The sequence below is a fragment of the Pseudomonas algeriensis genome (assembly GCF_048847255.1).
Taxonomy (GTDB): Bacteria; Pseudomonadota; Gammaproteobacteria; order Pseudomonadales; family Pseudomonadaceae; genus Aquipseudomonas.
Genome location: NZ_JBKKRK010000009.1, coordinates 58,582 through 73,999 on the forward strand (window position 1 = coordinate 58,582; position 15,418 = coordinate 73,999).

General features: G+C 61.9%; 12 protein-coding genes. 10 read left to right on the forward strand and 2 right to left on the reverse strand.

Annotated elements, in window-relative coordinates:
• The first annotated feature begins 139 nt into the window (after window positions 1-139).
• Window positions 140-1,432, forward strand: coding sequence for a putative hydroxymethylpyrimidine transporter CytX (gene cytX, locus ACLK1G_RS15290; protein WP_420766166.1), 1,293 nt, complete (start codon window positions 140-142; stop codon window positions 1,430-1,432).
• Here the strand turns inward: cytX and ACLK1G_RS15295 are convergent.
• Complete coding sequence (locus ACLK1G_RS15295; RefSeq protein WP_420766167.1) at window positions 1,401-2,147, reverse strand: DUF3298 domain-containing protein; 747 nt, start codon at window positions 2,145-2,147, stop codon at window positions 1,401-1,403. The genes cytX and ACLK1G_RS15295 overlap by 32 nt on opposite strands.
• A 214-nt stretch (window positions 2,148-2,361) precedes the next feature.
• Here ACLK1G_RS15295 and ACLK1G_RS15300 point away from each other — a divergent pair, with 214 nt between their 5' ends.
• The 8 genes from ACLK1G_RS15300 (at window position 2,362) to ACLK1G_RS15335 (ending at window position 12,225) form a co-directional block, all read left to right on the forward strand.
• Window positions 2,362-2,979 carry an NUDIX domain-containing protein gene (locus ACLK1G_RS15300; RefSeq protein WP_420766168.1) on the forward strand — a complete coding sequence of 206 codons (618 nt, stop codon included), beginning with the start codon at window positions 2,362-2,364 and terminating at the stop codon, window positions 2,977-2,979.
• Window positions 2,970-3,422: a DUF1249 domain-containing protein gene (locus ACLK1G_RS15305; protein WP_003186471.1), complete on the forward strand. Its 453-nt coding sequence runs from the start codon at window positions 2,970-2,972 to the stop codon at window positions 3,420-3,422. Before ACLK1G_RS15300 ends, ACLK1G_RS15305 begins: the two co-directional genes overlap by 10 nt.
• 99 nt (window positions 3,423-3,521) lie before the next feature.
• On the forward strand, window positions 3,522-4,337 hold the full coding sequence (gene cpdA, locus ACLK1G_RS15310) for a 3',5'-cyclic-AMP phosphodiesterase (RefSeq protein WP_420766169.1): 816 nt from the start codon (window positions 3,522-3,524) through the stop codon (window positions 4,335-4,337).
• Window positions 4,338-5,435: 1,098 nt separating this feature from the next.
• The gene (locus tag ACLK1G_RS15315) at window positions 5,436-6,044 is read left to right on the forward strand and encodes a YqiA/YcfP family alpha/beta fold hydrolase (protein ID WP_420766170.1); all 609 of its coding nucleotides are present in this window, start codon (window positions 5,436-5,438) and stop codon (window positions 6,042-6,044) included.
• 42 nt (window positions 6,045-6,086) lie between these two features.
• On the forward strand, window positions 6,087-7,991 hold the full coding sequence (gene parE, locus ACLK1G_RS15320) for a DNA topoisomerase IV subunit B (RefSeq protein WP_420766171.1): 1,905 nt from the start codon (window positions 6,087-6,089) through the stop codon (window positions 7,989-7,991).
• Complete coding sequence (locus tag ACLK1G_RS15325; protein WP_420766172.1) at window positions 7,991-8,977, forward strand: esterase-like activity of phytase family protein; 987 nt, start codon at window positions 7,991-7,993, stop codon at window positions 8,975-8,977. Before parE ends, ACLK1G_RS15325 begins: the two co-directional genes overlap by 1 nt.
• A gap of 99 nt (window positions 8,978-9,076) precedes the next feature.
• Complete coding sequence (gene parC, locus ACLK1G_RS15330; protein ID WP_420766173.1) at window positions 9,077-11,341, forward strand: DNA topoisomerase IV subunit A; 2,265 nt, start codon at window positions 9,077-9,079, stop codon at window positions 11,339-11,341.
• 179 nt (window positions 11,342-11,520) lie between these two features.
• On the forward strand, window positions 11,521-12,225 hold the full coding sequence (locus ACLK1G_RS15335) for a PqiC family protein (protein ID WP_420766174.1): 705 nt from the start codon (window positions 11,521-11,523) through the stop codon (window positions 12,223-12,225).
• Between the two features lie 234 nt (window positions 12,226-12,459).
• Here ACLK1G_RS15335 and ACLK1G_RS15340 read toward each other — a convergent pair whose 3' ends face one another.
• Entirely contained in the window at window positions 12,460-13,974 is a 1,515-nt protein-coding gene (locus tag ACLK1G_RS15340; protein ID WP_420766175.1) for an AhpA/YtjB family protein, read from the reverse strand.
• A gap of 133 nt (window positions 13,975-14,107) precedes the next feature.
• On the opposite strand from ACLK1G_RS15340, the gene serB reads away from it, so the two are divergent.
• A complete protein-coding gene (gene serB, locus ACLK1G_RS15345) occupies window positions 14,108-15,322 on the forward strand; it encodes a phosphoserine phosphatase SerB (protein WP_420766176.1) in 1,215 nt (404 codons plus the stop codon).
• The last annotated feature ends 96 nt before the right edge of the window (window positions 15,323-15,418 follow it).

Below are 15,418 nucleotides of genomic sequence, written 5' to 3' on the forward strand. Positions count from 1 at the left end.
TCATCGCGAGCAAGCTCGCTCCCACAGTGGGTTTCTGTTGTTCACAAGATTTGTGCACGCAGCAGGCCCCCCTGTGGGAGCGAGCTTGCTCGCGATAGCGGCCAAAAAAACAACAAATATTCCTCTGAGATAACCACCCTTGAACATCCAACCCAGCACCTACTCCCCCGACGCCGCAGTCCCCCTGGACAAACGCGTCTTCGGCGCTCGCGATCTTTTTTCCCTGTGGTTCTCCCTCGGCATCGGCCTGATGGTCTTGCAGGTCGGCGCCCTGCTCGCGCCGGGCCTGGGCCTGAGCGGTTCGTTGCTGGCGATTTTCCTCGGCACGCTGGTGGGCGTCCTGCTGCTGGCGGCGGTCGGGGTGATCGGCAGCGACACTGGCCTGTCGGCCATGGCCGCGCTGAAGCTCAGCCTTGGCGGCAAGGGCGCGAGCGTGCCGGCGTTATTGAACCTGCTGCAGCTGATCGGTTGGGGGTCGTTCGAAATCATCGTCATGCGCGACGCCGCCAGCCTGCTCGGTGCCCGGGCCTTCAGCGAAGGCAGCCTGGGCTCCAACCCACTGCTGTGGACGCTGTTCTTCGGCGCCCTGGCGACCCTGCTTGCCGTCAGCGGGCCGCTGACCTTTGTGCGTAAGGTGCTGCGTAAATGGGGCATCTGGCTGCTGTTGGCCGCGTGCATCTGGCTGACTTGGAACCTGTTCGCCAAGGCTGACCTGGCGGCACTCTGGGCCCAGGCGGGCGACGGCTCGATGCCGCTGGCGGTGGGGTTCGATATCGCCATCGCGATGCCGTTGTCGTGGTTGCCGCTGATCGCCGACTACTCGCGCTTCGGCAAACGCGCCAAGAATGTCTTCGGCGGTACGGCCGTGGGCTTCTTCATCGGTAACTTCTGGCTGATGAGCCTGGGCGTCGCCTACACTCTGGCATTCGCGCCGAGCGGCGAAGTCAACGCATTGCTGCTGGCCCTGGCCGGCGCCGGACTGGGCATCCCACTGCTGCTGATTCTGTTGGACGAGTCGGAAAACGCTTTCGCCGACATCCACTCGGCGGCGGTATCGACGGGTATGTTGTCGGGGTTGAAGGTCGAGCACCTGGCCTTGGCGATTGGCGTCATCTGCACCTTGATCGCCTGCTTCGCGCCGTTGGCGCAGTATCAGAACTTCCTGTTGCTGATCGGCTCGGTGTTCGCGCCGCTGTTCGGCGTGGTGCTGGTGGACCACTTCATCCTGCGCAAGCGCAGCAGCCAAGTGGTGTCAGCCGCGTTGCGCTGGCCGGCCCTGTTGGCCTGGTTGGGTGGGGTGAGCACTTATCACCTGCTGGCCAACTTCTACCCGGACATCGGTGCAACCCTGCCATCGTTGATCCTGGCAGGGTTGCTGCAACTGTTGCTGGGCCGGGCCTTCAGCTACGGCCGGGAAACAGCTCGGGCTTGAGGATGCCGTTGAGGCGTGGGTAGGCGATCTTCAATTCGATGTGGCCCAGGGCGTACGGCGCGATGGTGCTCACTTCGTACTTGAGGATCACCCCGCCGTAGGTCAGCGCGATGTGTGGGGTTTTCTGGAAGGACCACTGTTTCAGGAACTCGGGTTCCTGATCCAGCTTGGTACTGATCAGCCAGCTGTTGTGAGCCACTTGCGCGGCTTTCCAAAAGGCTTCCTCCTGGCCCGGCAGCAGCATGTCCGACAGCGTCAGCACTTTGTGCTGCTGGCGCGAATAGTTGATGAAACCGCGACCCGGCGTGCCATGGGCGCCGCCAGTGTCCAGATAGCTGGACAATTCGATAATCACCAAGCCGTCATGCTGCTCGCGTACCTTGGCCTGCAAATAGCTGCTGTTGCGCGGTGCGGCGCTGCGCAGGAACTGCTCGCGATAGGCGGCCAGCGTCGGAGCCGCAGGGGCGTCCGGGCTGGTGCGGGTCATTTGCAACAGGCGTTTTTCGATGATGCCGTCCAGGGCCGGCTCGGCGGGAAAGCGCAGGGTGTCGATGTTCACCAGCGGGCAGTCGGCACTGGCGCAACCGGGCTGCAATTGCTCCGACGCATCGCGAGTCGTCTCCAGGGGCGCTCGGTAATTGGGTTGGAAGAGGCTTTGGCAAGCACCCAGGGTCAGGGCGATGGCGGCCAGGGAAGCGATTCTAAAAAGCGACATGGGCGTCCTTCGTGGAACAGGGAAAGGCAAAAAGTTACCCGCTTCGACTGTCGGCAGGGCAATCAGTTCGCCACTAAGCTCATTAGAGTAATTTTAAAGGCAGCCGTCTATCCCGATGACCGGAAAGGGGCTGCATCAAACGGTACGGGCGCGTTAGGATGGCGCGAAGCCGAGGTTGGAACCTCGTACTGGATCACCGCACACGAGGATTGTCATGACTGATTTCGCCAACGCCACACCGAGCGCCGTGGAGATCGTCAAGCGCGAAAATTGCTTCAAGGGTTTCTACAAACTTGATCGCGTGCACCTGCGCCACGAATTGTTCGCCGGTGGCATGAGCCGCGAAATCAGCCGCGAGCTGTTCGTTCGCCATGACGCGGTGTGCGTGCTGCCCTACGACCCACAGCGCGATGAGGTGGTGCTTATCGAACAGTTCCGCGTCGGTGCCATGGGCAAGACTGCCAATCCCTGGCTGGTGGAACTGGTGGCCGGCCTGATCGACAAGGACGAGCAGCCGGAAGAAGTTGCTCATCGTGAGGCGCAGGAGGAAGCTGGGCTTGTCTTCGCCGCGCTCTGGCCGATGACTCAATATTTCCCATCGCCGGGCGGCAGTGACGAGTACGTGCATCTTTTTTTGGGGCGTTGCGACAGCTCGGGGGCGGGCGGCCTGCATGGCCTGCTGGAAGAGGCTGAAGATATCCGCGTGAAGGCCTGGGCTTTTGAAGATGCCCTTCAAGCGGTGCGCGACGGGCGAATTTGCAACGCGGCCAGCATCATTGCCTTGCAATGGCTGGCCTTGAACCGTGATGAAGTGAGGGGGCTATGGTCCTGAACAAGTTGCGCGATCGTTATCGCGTCGATCTGGTGGGGTTGCAGGCCGCCTGCGAGGCCAACTACGCCCGCCTGATGCGCTTGTTGCCGGACATGCGCAACGATCCGGCACCGCGCCGCATCGCTGTAACCCACGGCGACCAGATGCTGGGTGTATTGGCCCTGGAAGTGCTGCAAACCTGTCCTTACACCACCACTTTGCAGGTGCGCCAGGAACACAGCTTGCCCTGGCTGCCGGTGCCGCAGTTGGAAGTGCAGGTCTATCACGATGCGCGCATGGCCGAAGTCGTCAGCGCCGAACATGCACGACGCTTTCGCGGCATCTATCCTTATCCCAATGCGTCGATGCACCAGCCAGATGAAAAAGCCCAGTTGAACCTGTTCCTGGGGGAATGGCTGAGTCATTGCCTGGCGCTGGGCCACGAGTTCGAAGTCGTACGGTAGTTGTGAACCGGTTCCGGTTCGCGGGTTTCCCCTTTCGATCATCCCCCAGCATAATTGCCGCTTCATGCAACGGCGTGATTGCGCCTGGGAGAGAGCGATTTGCCGAGCGTATCCAGCTTGACCACGGCCGATGCGGTGCTGTTGGTCCAACTGTCTGACAGCCATTTGTTCGCCGATGCCGATGCATCGTTGCTGGGCATGAACACCCGTGACAGCTTGCGGTCGGTCATCGATTTGGTGCTCAAGCAACAGCCGGCCATCGACCTGATGCTCGCCACCGGCGACCTGTCCCAGGACGGCACGTTGCAATCCTACGAGTCGTTTCGACAACTGACAGCGCGTATCGATGCGCCGACGCGGTGGATTCCCGGCAACCATGATGAGCCGCAGGTGATGCTTGAGGCGGCGGTCAAGAGTACGTTGCTCGATCCGGTGGTGGACATCGGAAACTGGCGGGTAACGATGCTCGATTCCGCCGTGCCAGGTTCGGTGCCGGGTTTCTTGGCCGAGGAGCAATTGATTCTGTTGGCCAATGCCTTGAGCGAAGCGCCGGAGCGGCATCATCTGGTGTGTCTGCACCACCATCCGGTGTCGATTGGGTGCGCGTGGATGGAACCGATCGGGTTGCGTAATCCCGAGGCTTTGTTTGCGGTACTGGATCGCTTTCCCCAGGTGCGAGCGGTGCTGTGGGGGCATGTGCATCAGGAGATTGACGAGGTGCGCGAGGGGGTTCGTTTGTTGGCTTCGCCTTCGACCTGTATTCAATTCGAACCGGGCAGCGAGGATTTTGCGGTGGGCTCGCAGGCGCCGGGGTATCGGTGGTTGCGGCTATTGCCGGATGGGCGGTTGGAGACGGGGGTAGAGCGGGTGGTTGGGTTTGCTTTCACTCCGGACTATGGCTCCAACGGATATTGAGGACGAGGCGGCCTGACAGCCTGCCCATTTCTCACTGCTGTACTCCGATCCAATTGTGGGAGCGAGCCTGCTCGCGATGGCGGCTTGACGGAGTACATATCCGTTTCTGCGGTAATAGCGGCTTATGGTTCCGCCCTTACGGCGGCTCACTTTTTTTTCAAACGCCGAAAAAAAGTAAGCAAAAAAGGCTTGGCCCCACCACTCGGTGCCTCGCCAAGGCTCGGCATGCCCTCACTCCGGCATTGCTCCGTGGGCCCGCCGCGAAGGACCATCCAGGGTCCAGCGCGGCTATCCCGGCATCCATGCCGGGATGCCCACTCCACAATGCCTGCGTTCGGCCATCGTGGTTAACGGGGCCCCTAGATCAAAAGCCAAGCCGAGGCGGCCTTAGGGCCGACCTGGCTCTCGGTGGGACCGCGTTTCCCCTGTGGGAGCGAGCCTGCTCGCGAAGACGGCGGCACATACAACATGGATGCAAGCTGACCCACCGCCATCGCGAGCAAGCTCGGCTCCCACAGCAATCGGCAGTGGACACTGATCTTATGAACGACCAAAAACCTGTGTGGGAGCGAGCTTGCTCGCGATGACTGCCTGACAGTCGGCCTTGTTGACCGGGTAAATATCCGTTTCTGCGGTAACGGCGACTTAGGGTTCCGCCCTTACGGCGGCTCACTTTTTTTCAAACGCCAAAAAAAGTAAGCAAAAAAGGCTTGGGGTATGACTCACCCACATGGGTTACAAATCAGTTCACGCACATAGGTAACAGTTTTTAACTGGCAGGCTCGGCTCCCACTGCAATCGGCGGTGGACACTGATCTTATAAACGACCAAAAACCTTCGTCGAGCCGAGACTATGAGGATTCAAGGCTGACAAAGCCCCCGTGGCGAGGGAGCTTGCTCCCGCTGGCCTGCGGAGCAGGCCCCAGACCAGGCACAGCGTTCTGTCAGCCAGATGGGGCATTACCAGTTTGGGGCTACTGCGTAGCCCAGCGGGAGCAAGCTCCCTCGCCACTAAGGCGAAGTGTTATCGAAATCACCCCAAACCCCCACAAACTCCCTGTAAACTCCGGCCTTTGCCCAGCACCCAGGGAGTCGGCAATGTCGGGTTCGATCCTTTATATCCATGGCTTCAACAGCGCCCCGGCGTCGACCAAAGCCTGTCAATTGGTCGACGTGATGGCTCGCCTTGGCCTCAGCGACCAATTGCGGGTGCCTGCCTTGCATCACCACCCTCGCCAAGCGATGGAGCAGATGGAGCAGGCGATTGCAGAACTGGGCCGGCCGCTGCTGGTCGGCAGCTCGCTCGGCGGCTACTATGCGACTCACTTGGCCGAGCGCCACGGGCTCAAGGCCCTGTTGGTCAATCCTGCCGTGAGCCCGCATCGGATGTTCGACGGGTACCTGGGAACGCAGAAGAATTTGTACACCGACGAAACCTGGGAGTTGACCCACGACCACGTCACGGCCCTGGCCGAGCTGGAAGTGCCGGCGCCCCGGGATCCGCAGCGCTTTCAGGTATGGTTGCAAACCGGTGACGAAACGCTGGATTATCGCCACGCCCAGCAATACTACCGGGCCTGTGCCTTGCGCATCCAGGCCGGCGGTGACCACAGTTTTCAGGGGTTTGCCCGACAGTTGCCGGCGTTGTTGAGTTTTGCCGGCATTGGCGCCGATTTGTATCAGGCGATCGACTTCACGTCGCTGTGAGCCATCGCCCCCTTTTTCATTGAACACTGACGACGAGACCCCATGGCCACTCCCAGCGCTAGCTCTTATAACGCAGACGCCATCGAAGTCCTCTCGGGCCTCGACCCGGTGCGCAAGCGCCCCGGCATGTACACCGACACCAGTCGGCCGAACCACCTCGCCCAGGAAGTCATCGACAACAGTGTCGACGAAGCCTTGGCTGGGCATGCGAAGTCGGTGCAGGTCATCCTGCACGCCGATCACTCGCTGGAAGTCAGCGATGACGGCCGCGGCATGCCGGTGGACATTCACCCTGAAGAGGGCGTGTCGGGCGTCGAGCTGATCCTCACCAAGCTCCACGCCGGCGGCAAGTTTTCCAACAAGAACTACCAGTTCTCCGGCGGCCTGCACGGGGTGGGTATTTCCGTGGTCAACGCCTTGTCGACCCAGGTGCGGGTGCGGGTCAAGCGTGACGGCAATGAATACCAGATGACGTTCGCCGACGGCTACAAGGCCACCGAGCTGGAAGTGGTCGGCACTGTCGGTAAGCGCAACACCGGGACCAGCGTGTATTTCGCCCCGGACCCGAAGTATTTCGATTCGCCGAAGTTCTCCGTCACCCGCCTCAAGCACGTGCTCAAGGCCAAGGCTGTCTTGTGCCCGGGGCTTTTGGTCAGTTTCGAAGACAAGGCCACCGGCGAGAAGGTCGAATGGCATTACGAGGACGGCCTGCGTTCCTACCTGGTGGACGCGGTCAACGGTTTCGAATGCCTGCCCACCGAGCCGTTCTGCGGCAGCCTGGCGGGTAACAAGGAAGCCGTGGATTGGGCGTTGTTGTGGCTGCCCGAAGGTGGCGAAAGCGTTCAGGAAAGTTACGTCAACCTGATTCCGACGGCCCAGGGCGGCACGCACGTCAACGGCTTGCGCCAAGGCTTGCTCGACGCGATGCGCGAGTTCTGCGAGTTCCGTAACCTGCTGCCCCGTGGCGTGAAGCTGGCGCCAGAAGACGTCTGGGAGCGCATCGCCTTCGTCCTGTCGATGAAGATGCAGGAGCCGCAATTCTCCGGCCAGACCAAGGAGCGACTGTCGTCCCGTGAGGCGGCGGCCTTCGTTTCCGGCGTGGTCAAGGACGCGTTCAGCCTCTGGCTCAACGCCAACCCGGAAACCGGCCTGGCCCTGGCGGAGCTGGCGATCAACAACGCCGGCCGTCGCCTCAAGGCCAGCAAGAAAGTCGAGCGCAAGCGCATCACCCAAGGACCGGCGTTGCCGGGCAAGCTCGCCGATTGCGCCGGGCAGGATCCGATGCGCTCCGAGTTGTTCCTGGTGGAAGGTGACTCCGCCGGTGGTTCGGCCAAGCAGGCGCGGGACAAGGAGTTTCAGGCGATCCTGCCGCTGCGGGGCAAGATCCTCAACACCTGGGAAGTGGACGGCAGCGAAGTGCTGGCCAGCCAGGAAGTGCATAACATCGCGGTGGCCATTGGCGTCGACCCCGGCGCCGAGGACATGAGCCAGCTGCGCTACGGCAAGATCTGCATCCTTGCCGACGCCGACTCTGACGGCCTGCACATCGCCACGTTGCTCTGCGCCTTGTTCGTCCAGCATTTCCGCCCGCTGGTGGATGCCGGCCACGTCTATGTGGCGATGCCGCCGCTGTACCGCATCGACTTGGGCAAGGAAATCTACTACGCCCTGGACGAAGCGGAGCGCGACGGCATTCTCGACCGCCTGGTCGCCGAGAAGAAACGCGGCAAGCCGCAGGTCACCCGATTCAAAGGCCTGGGCGAGATGAACCCGCCGCAGCTGCGTGAAACCACCATGGACCCGAACACCCGTCGCCTGGTGCAGTTGACCCTGGACGACTTCGCGGCAACGTCGGAAATCATGGACATGCTGCTGGCGAAAAAACGTGCAGGCGACCGCAAGACCTGGCTCGAATCCAAGGGTGACCTGGCTGAGGTCCTGGCCTGATGCGCAAGGGTTTCGCCCTGGCGCTGTTGCTGTGGGCGGGGGGGGTAGTGGCCGAGCCGGCGCCGGAGCTCACGTTGTTGTCCGAGCATGTCGTCGAAGGCATGCGCGGCGGCAATTTGTCTGGGCTGGCCTTGTGTGGCAACGAAATGTGGACTGTGTCCGATCGCGACGATGACCGGATCTATCGCCTCCAGCCGGTCGATGCGCCAGTCTGGGCGGCCGAAGTGGTCGAGATCGAAGTGCCGATGGTGCCGGACAGCGGTTTGCCGTGGGGCTTGAGGTCCCGCACATGGGCGGCGTCGTTCCTGCGCGGTGGCGAATTGGATTTCGAAGGCATCAGTTGCGACAGCGCAGGCAATCGCTATGTGGTCAGCGAGTCCCATGCCGCCGTCCTGCAAATCCCGCCGACAGGCGCTGCATCGTGGTTGAAAATCGCCCCGACGATGATTCGTCAAGCCCGGGGCAGTGGCATGTTGTTGCATTTCAATTCGCTGTTCGAAGGCCTTGCGGTCAACCCGGCCGGGGATCACATCTGGCTGGCGGCCGAGCGTGAACGGCGCGGCCTGCTGTTGATCAAGCGCCAGCAAACTGTCTGGGACTGCGACGGCAATTGTGTGTTGCTTAGCGAAGCGGGGCAGCAGATGCAGCCGCCTCAATTCCCCAAGGCCAAGGCGGTTTCACGGGATTTCGCCGATCTGTCATTGTTCAACGGCAAGCTGTTTACCCTGGAGCGCAACGCCTTCCAGATATGCCGGCGGGATGCGCGGACGGCCGAGGTCGAGCGCTGCTGGTCGTTCGCAGCCGAGGCCTTGCAGGACGCTCGTCGTTTTTCCCAGCCCTACGGACTGGCCGAAGCGCTGGTGGTGGACGCCACCGGCGCGTGGATTGGCCTGGACAACAACGATGGAGCCCGTGCCGATGGCGAGCGGCGGCCGGTGATCTGGCGCTTCGCCGCGCCGGACAGCGGCTGGGGCGCCTCGCCATGACCCGGCAATCGCCGGGCACCAGCGCCCTCCAAGCATTTGAATTTATCCTGCGCGACGGCAATGCGCCGTTGCGCCAGACAACGAACTGATGAGGCCCGCATGAGCGATATTCTTGCAGACAGCTTGGACGGCGTAGAACGCCGGTCGCTGGCTGACTTCACCGAAAACGCCTACCTCAATTACTCCATGTACGTGATCATGGACCGCGCCTTGCCGCACATCGGCGATGGCCTGAAACCGGTTCAACGGCGGATCGTCTACGCCATGAGCGAATTGGGGCTGGATGCTGACTCCAAGCACAAGAAATCGGCCCGTACCGTCGGTGACGTGCTCGGTAAGTTCCACCCCCACGGCGACTCGGCCTGCTACGAAGCGATGGTGCTGATGGCCCAGCCGTTCAGCTATCGCTACACGCTGGTGGACGGGCAGGGCAACTGGGGTGCGCCGGATGATCCCAAGTCCTTCGCGGCCATGCGCTACACCGAGGCGCGGTTGTCGCGCTATTCCGAGGTGCTGCTCAGCGAACTGGGCCAGGGCACCGCGGACTGGGGCCCTAACTTCGACGGCACCCTCGACGAACCCCTGGTGTTACCGGCGCGTTTACCGAATATCCTCCTCAACGGCACCACCGGCATCGCCGTCGGCATGGCCACCGACGTGCCCCCGCATAACCTGCGGGAAGTGGCCACTGCGTGCGTGCGTTTGCTGGACGAGCCGAAGGCCACGGTGGAGCAGCTCTGCGAGCATATCCAGGGGCCGGATTATCCGACCGAAGCGGAAATCATCACGCCCCGCGCCGATCTGCTGAAAATCTATGAAACCGGTCGTGGTTCGGTGCGCATGCGGGCCGTTTATCACATCGAAGACGGCGACATCATCGTCACGGCGCTGCCCCATCAGGTCTCCGGGGCCAAGGTGTTGGAGCAGATTGCCGCGATGATGCAGGCAAAACCGTCGAAAGCGCCCCAGGTGGCCGACCTGCGTGACGAATCCGACCACGAGAACCCATGCCGCATCGTGATCATCCCAGTCAACAGCCGGGTCGACCACGAAGCGCTGATGCAGCACCTGTTCGCCAGCACGGACCTGGAGTCCAGCTACCGGGTCAACATCAACATCATCGGCCTGGACGGCAAGCCGCAGCTCAAGAACCTGCGGGCGTTGCTGGTGGAGTGGCTCGAATTCCGGGTCAAGACCGTGCGCCGGCGCCTGCAATTCCGCCTGGACAAGGTCGAGCGCCGCCTCCACCTGTTGGACGGTTTGCTGATTGCCTACCTCAACCTGGACGAAGTGATCCACATCATCCGGACCGAGGAGCACCCCAAGGCCAAGCTGATCGAGCGTTTTGCGCTGAGCGAAATCCAGGCCGACTACATCCTCGACACTCGCCTGCGCCAGTTGGCGCGCCTGGAAGAGATGAAGCTGCGTGCCGAGCAGGACGAACTGCTCAAGGAGCAAGCCAAGCTGCAAGCCTTGCTGGGCAGCGAAGCCAAGCTCAAGAAGCTGGTGCGCACCGAGCTGCTGAAGGACGCCGAAACCTACGGCGACGACCGTCGCTCGCCGATCGTCGAGCGCGCCGAAGCCAAGGCGTTGAGCGAGCACGACCTGCTGCCGAACGAGAAGGTTACCGTCGTGCTCTCTGAAAAAGGCTGGGTGCGCTCGGCCAAGGGGCATGATATTGACGCCGCCGGGCTTTCCTACAAGGCCGGGGATGGCTTCAAGGCCTTGGCGCCGGGGCGTTCGAACCAGTTTGCGGTGTTCATCGACTCCACCGGGCGGAGTTATTCGGTCCCGGCCCACACCTTGCCATCGGCCCGTGGACAGGGCGAACCGCTGACCGGTCGTCTGACGCCACCACCGGGTGCAACTTTTGAATGTGTGCTGATGCCTGATGATGACGGGCTGTACGTTATCGCGTCGGACGCCGGGTACGGGTTCGTCGTCAAGGGTGAGGATCTGCAAGCCAAGAACAAGGCGGGCAAGGCGCTGTTGAGCCTGCCGAACAACGCCAAAGTCATCGCGCCTCGCCCAGTCATCGACCGCGAGAGCAATTGGCTGGCGTCGGTGACGACAGAGGGCAGGTTGCTGGTGTTCAAGATCAGCGATCTGCCACAGCTCGGTAAAGGCAAGGGCAACAAGATTATCGGTATTTCCGGCGAACGGGTGGCGAGTCGCGAGGAATATGTCACGGATATTGCAGTGATACCGGAGGGTGCCACGCTTGTGCTGCAGGCTGGAAAGCGTACGCTTTCATTGAAAGCGGACGATCTTGAGCATTACAAAGGTGAACGTGGTCGGCGGGGCAACAAGCTTCCAAGAGGTTTTCAGCGGGTGGATGCACTGCTCGTCGAAAACCTCAATTGAGCGTGCTAGAGGGCTCGGTCCGCGATTAAAAGCCGCGGATCGGTGCTTTGGCGCTGGAGTCGGGACGCATATTCACGGATGATAGGCCCTTTCAAGCGCCGGCGTGGCCGAGCGTTCTTCAATAATGACCGAGTATTTTTCACTGTGGTAAGCCTTGTGGCCGCCACCTGGACGAGACGATGACTGCTCTGCGCCTTCCTATTTTGTGGCTCGCCGGCCTGCTTGGCCTGGCGGGCTGCAGCATGAACCAGCCGGTGTCGCTGTACCAACTGGACAGCGGTACCCCGGCCCAGCCTGCACAAAGCACAGGCATGGCCGTACTGCTTGGCCCGGTTCTGATCGCTGACTACCTGCAGCGTGAAACCTTGTTGCAACGTCAACCGGACGGCAGCCTGCAAGCCGCCACCGATGGTCGTTGGGCCGGCAGCCTGTCTTCGGACATCGATCAATTATTGCTGCGTCAGGTGGCCGGACACCTGGACAGCCAGCGCGTGGTACTGGCCCCCGCTACCCAGGGGTTCACTCCGGACGTACAGGTCTTGTTGTCGATTACCCGTCTGGACTCAGGCAAATCCCAACCTGCGGTACTGGATGCCCAGTGGCGGCTGATCGATCGTCGCGGCACGGTTCGCGAAAACCGTATCGTGCACCTGCAGGAGCAGCATGCAGGCACCACCGCGGCGCAGGTCCAGGCTCAAGGCGTGCTTTTGCAGCGCCTGGCCGAGCAACTGTCCGTGTCGCTCAAGCCGCTGGCCAACCAACCCCCTATCGCGGAAGTCCCGCGCAAGGCGGCGCCCGCTCCGGCCAAGCCGGTGGAAAAGGAAAAGGACAAGATTCCCATGGCCCTGCCGATTCGTACGGACATGGAAGTGTTTCGGTTCTGACGATTTGATGACTGCCAGACAAAGCCCGCGTTGATGCGGGCTTTGTTGTTTCTGCCGGTTGGAATATCTGGTGTCTGTGCTGGCCTCATCGCGAGCAAGCTCGCACACAGGGGACCTACGGTCGTATGAAGATCCCTGTGGGAGCGAGCTTGCTCGCGATAGGGCCAGCGAAGGCAACAAAAAACCCGCAGACGATTACTCATCTGCGGGTTTTATTATTTCAGGGCCGAGACCTCAGGCCTGACGCTCATGCATGCGCGCCAGTTGCCGCTCCAGCATCGATGGATATGGCTCCATCAATCGTTCCACACAGCAAGCGCCTTCCGGGCTGGCGATGGGGCGGATGCGGGTGCGTTGGCGGATCAGGGCGTCATCGTTGATCTTGCGCTCCACCAGCAACAAGTTGCGGCTGTGCTGGGAGAGGGCCAATGCGTCCTGGGCGGTTTCGGTGAGCAGCAGGTCGATCTGGCTCAGGCCGAACAGGCCGTCGCCCAAGGTCAAGCCCAACTGCAATTGCAGGGTGATGCCGCTGTCGGCGACTTCGATTTGCAATTGATGACCCAGCGCGCGCAGCAGTTCACCGCAGCAAATGGCGTTGGTCAGGTAGTCGTCGCCGCTGTCTTCGGCATGGAAGAGCATCAGCGTACTGCCGTCATTGAGGGTATGCAGTTCACCTTGATAAAGCGATGCGGCTTGGTCAAGGCAGTCGCGATAGCGTTCGAGCAGCTCCTTCAGGCGCGCCTGGGGCAGGCGGCGCAGCTGATCCTGGGCACCCAGTTGAACGGCCAGCACAGCGCTGTGCTGGGGCACGTTCGAGGCGGGGCGGGCAGCCGGTTGAGGAGCGCCGGTCACCGCCTCGTCGCGCAAATCGGCAAAGGCGTCGTCGTCTTCCTCGTCTTCGACCGTGCGCACCACATGGCGCGGCGCAGGGCGGGAGGCGGGCATCGGTGCGCTTTCGTCAAAGCCCGGGTCACGCAGGTTGCGCACCTCGAAGCCCGGCTCGGCATCGTCCTCGTCGACGTAGTCGATGTCTTCAGGCTCCGGCACCGGCTCAGGTTCCGGCGCGAAGCTGGCGTGAAGTTGCCGGGCCAGGTCGCCGATCTCATCCTGGCGCTGGGTCGCCGGCGTATGTTCATCGATGTCCCGCAGCCAGACGCGCAATTGCAGCAGCGGCGTGGAGATGTGCCGTCCCAGGCGCAGGCTCAAGGCCAGCGCCAGCGCCAGCAGGATTGCGCTGAGGATGCCCATGCTTTGCAGGCTGATGGTCATCGGTTGCTGGAACTGGTCCATGTCCAGGCTGATGCGCAGTTGCCCGGCTGTCACGTCCTGGAAAGTGATCTTGCTCTGGTACATGCCGCCGGTCTCGCCCAGCAGGCCAGGTTTAGGGCGCTGGCCGGCCTCCGCGAGGATGCGGTTGTCCACGCTGTAGATGGCGGCGTGGGCGACCAGTTTGTTCTTGGTCAGGTTGTTGAGCAGCACGTTGAGGCTGAGGATGTCGTTGGACACCAGCAACTCGGTGGCGGAGGTGGCGGTCTGGGTGGTCAGGCTTTCACCCAGGGCGTCCGCCTGCTCATGCATGGCCTGCTTGAATTGCAGGCCCATCACGCAGGCATAGATGACCAGGGCCAGGGCGACCAGGATCACGTTATGGCTGGCGATGCGCAATGCAATCGGCACGCGGCGATGGCGCAATGCACGGAAGATCAGCAGGAAGAAGTTGTCGGTTTTGACTGGCGTGGGCCGGTTCACTGAGCTCGGCTCTTTGTCCGTGAAATTGACGCGCAGTATAGCGACAGGCCCATGGCCGGCAAAGCACTGGCGGTGCCCGATGGTCACTGAATGTGGGTAGAATGCGGTTTTTTTCCACCTGCGGGGGTGCGCCTTGCGCGAAATCGTCCTGATAAACATCACTGGCAGCGACCGTCCGGGTCTGACTGCGGCCATTACCGGCGTTCTGGCCCAGGGTGGTGTGACCATTCTCGACATCGGTCAGGCGGTGATCCACGACACGCTGTCGTTCGGCATCCTGGTTGAAATTCCGGACGCCGAACAAAGCAAGTCGGTGCTCAAGGACATCCTGTTCACGGCCTACAAGCTTGACCAGCAGGTGCGTTTCACTCCGGTATCCGAAGCCGATTACCAGCATTGGGTAGCCGGCCAGGGCAAGAAGCGCCACATCGTGACGTTGTTGACCCGCAAGGTGACCGCCGAGCAGTTGCAACGGGTCAGTTCGATCACCGCCCAATACGGGCTGAACATCGACCATATCGACCGACTCTCCGGGCGTATGCCGCTCGATACTCCGGCTGACCAGGGCAAGGGCTGCATCGAGTTTTCCGTGCGCGGCGAACCGGCCGATCCCCAGGCGCTGCGGGCCGAATTCCTCAGCGTGGCCCAGGAGCTGAACGTCGACATCGCGTTCCAGGAAGATTCGCTGTTCCGCCGCAACCGTCGCCTGGCGGTGTTCGACATGGATTCGACGTTGATCGAAGCCGAAGTCATCGACGAATTGGCCAAGGCGGCTGGCGTGGGCGATAAGGTCTCGGCGATAACCGAGCGGGCCATGGCCGGCGAGCTGGATTTTCGTGCCAGTTTCAAAGAACGCCTGGCGCTGCTCAAGGGCCTGGACGTCAGCGTGCTCGATTCCATCGGCGCCTCACTGCGGCTGACCGAGGGCGCCGAAACCCTGTTCGCCGAACTCAAGCGCCTGGGCTACAAAACCGCCATCCTGTCCGGCGGCTTCACCTATTTCGCCAAACAGTTGCAGGCCAAGCTCGGCATCGACTACGTGTTCGCCAATGAACTGGAAGTGGTGGACGGCAAGGTCACCGGCGTGGCCGTCGAGCCGATCGTCGATGCCCAGCGCAAGGCGGACCTGCTGCGCGAATTGGCCGAAAAAGAAGGCCTTCGCCTGGAGCAGACCATTGCCGTGGGCGACGGAGCCAACGACCTGCCGATGTTGGCCATCGCCGGCCTGGGCGTGGCGTTCCGGGCCAAGCCGCTGGTCAAGCAATCGGCCCGGCAGGCGATTTCGACCTTGGGGTTGGATGGGGTGTTGTACCTGTTGGGCTTCCGGGATCGCGACGGGCAGGTTTGAGCAATTCGCCGATCGTTGGATTTCGCATACCCGCGGCGAGGGAGCTTGCTTTCGCTGGCCTGCGCAGCAGGCCCAATACGGCCCACCTGAAACGCC